The sequence below is a fragment of the bacterium genome, assembly GCA_024226335.1.
GTDB lineage: Bacteria > Myxococcota_A > UBA9160 > SZUA-336 > SZUA-336 > JAAELY01.
The window spans coordinates 1-2,327 of record JAAELY010000327.1; the positions used below are offsets into that span (position 1 = coordinate 1).

A 2,327-nucleotide genomic window follows, 5' to 3' on the forward strand; every position below is an offset into this window, starting at 1 on the left:
AAACGTCGCTTCTCCTGGGCAAGCCAAATCGGGCGAAGCTCGAAAACCAGAGCGTCAAAGTCCGCCAGACGCATTCCCGAAAGGCGGAAAAACAACTCAGGACGTGCGCGCAAGACCTTCAATACCGCCATTTCCCCAAACTCCACGGCCAAAGTGCGGCCAGAATCGCAGAAATGGCCCTATTGTGAAACAGGTCTATGGAATGCCCTGCCGGGCAATGGTTGCCGCCATGATCCCAGTGTCCCGACGCCATCGGCGCTCAGCAATACGATCCGCGCACGCCAGACATGCTTTTGTGGTGTTTTAGACCGGAAATGATCGCTTCAAGCCGTTTACGGTCGGCCGCCAAAACCGTGAAAGATAGTCCTGTACGCATGCTGAAGACTCGCATGCCGCGGTTCAAAAGGGAATCCTAAATCGGACTCTTTTGAATGGGCCAATCCACTAGGCGCATAGGCTTGCGACTACCTCGAAGATCGCGGCGCGACGAAACCTCGCCCTCGCCCGAACAGAAAGGGCCGCCCCGAAAGGTGGCCTTTCCCCTCCTCCCAGGGTTTGTTCTATTCGTCGTCTTCCTCGAGCGCCTCGACGGCCTTTTGCAGGTAGTCCTTGCCCACCTTCTTTTCGCTGACATCAGCCAGCTCGAAGATGAAATCGACAACCTTGTCCTCGAAGATTGGCGCCTGCAGCTGCTGTCGCATTTGCGGGTTCTGCTGCACGAACTCGAAGAACTGGCGCTCTTGTCCCGGGTACTGGCGAGCCTGGCTCATCACCGCCTGGGTCATCTCGGCGTCGCTGACCTTGATCTCGTTCTTGCGGCCCAGTTCAGCCAGCAGCAGACCCAGACGCACGCGGCGCTCGGCCAAGTCGGTATGCTCCTCGGTCGCCTCGACGGGGGCGTGGTCGTGGCCGTCGACATCGGGGTTTTCCTCGTGCCACAGTTGATGGGCGATCTGGTCGGCTTCGGCCTTTACCAGGCTCGGCGGCAGATCGAACGCCACCGCATCGTCCAGTTGGTCCAGAAGGCTGCGCTTCATTACTGCCCGGGCGGCACCGGCATATTCGGCCTCCAGCCGCTCGGTGACCTGGCCCTTCAGCGTGTCGAGATCGTCGACACCGAACTTCTTGGCCATCTCGTCATCGATCGCCGCGGCCACGGGCTCTTTCACTTCCTTGATCGAACAGGCAAAGACCGCGCCCTTGCCGGCCAGGTTCTCGGCGCCATATTCCTCGGGGAAGGTCACCGTGACCTCGATGTCGTCGCCGGCCTTGGTTCCCACGAGTTGTTCCTCGAAACCCGGGATGAAAGAGTTCGATCCCAGCACCAGCGGATAGTCCTCTGCCGCGCCGCCGTCGAACTCCTCGCCATCGACCGAGCCCTTGAAGTCGATCACCACCTGATCGCCATCCTTGGCCTTGGAGCCTTTCTTGCGGTCCTCGAAATTCTGCGTGCTCTCGGCCAGACTGCCCAGGGCCTCTTGAACTGCCTCGTCGTCGGTCGCGGCAACCAGTTTTTCCAGCTTCAGCGTCTTCATGTCGAAATCCGGGATCTCGGGCAGCGCCTCATAGGACATCTCGACGGCAACGTCGTCGCCTTCTTTCCAGTCCTCGTTGACCATTTTCACTTCGGGCTGCAGCGCCGGGCGGTCGCCGCTATCATCGAAGTGCTGCTGCATCGCGCCGTCGATGGTCTCTTGCATCGCCTCGCCCAACACACGGGGGCCAAACTGCTTTTTCAACAGGGCCATCGGCACCTTGCCCTTGCGAAACCCCTTCATCTCGACCTCAGGCTGAGCCTCGACGAGTTTTTCGTTGACTTTCTCGTCCAGCTCGGCAGCGGTCAGTGTAATCTGGTAGCCGCGCTTGAGCCCTTCATTCAGGGTTTCGGTAACCTGCATGTTCTGTCGTCCTCTCCTGACCCGCGCACGCGTATCGCCGGGGCCGCAAAAATCCACGCGCCCTTCTAGGGTGAGCGATTGTCCCATGCAAGCCGAAATGCCCTCAGGGCAATCTGAAGTGGTCCGGCAGATTTTGACAGCGTGCTAAGATGTCTCCAACTCGAATGAATGGATACGAGAATGACGAAGCGACGGAACTTTTCAGACAAGTTTAAGGCTGCTGTAACGCTTGAAGCGCTACGCGGGGATAAGACAGTGCAGGAGATTGATGCGAAGCGCCAGCTGCATCCGGTGAATTCAGACGTGAAGTGCAACATCGCCGGCGGATTTGATATCCGCTTGTTGTCACACAAGAAAGCGATGTTGCCATGCCAGGATATCTTCACCTCACGCGATCGGAAAGGGATCAGATTTCCGATCTGAATGCAC

General features: G+C 58.5%; 2 protein-coding genes. One reads left to right on the forward strand and one right to left on the reverse strand.

Translation table 11 applies throughout. The annotated features are described in order from the left end of the window. Positions 1-560: 560 nt before the first annotated feature. On the reverse strand, positions 561-1,898 hold the full coding sequence (locus GY725_17065; GenBank protein ID MCP4005903.1) for a trigger factor: 1,338 nt from the start codon (positions 1,896-1,898) through the stop codon (positions 561-563). A 180-nt stretch (positions 1,899-2,078) separates the two neighbouring features. On the opposite strand from GY725_17065, the gene GY725_17070 reads away from it, so the two are divergent. After that, positions 2,079-2,321 carry a hypothetical protein gene (locus tag GY725_17070; protein MCP4005904.1) on the forward strand — a complete coding sequence of 81 codons (243 nt, stop codon included), beginning with the start codon at positions 2,079-2,081 and terminating at the stop codon, positions 2,319-2,321. Positions 2,322-2,327: the final 6 nt, after the last annotated feature.

Coding starts and splice junctions, on each gene's coding strand:
- GY725_17070 (MCP4005904.1), top strand. CDS start 2,079: ATGACGAAGCGACGGAACTTTTCAGACAAGTTTAAGGCTGCTGTAACG.
- GY725_17065 (MCP4005903.1), bottom strand. CDS start 1,898: ATGCAGGTTACCGAAACCCTGAATGAAGGGCTCAAGCGCGGCTACCAG.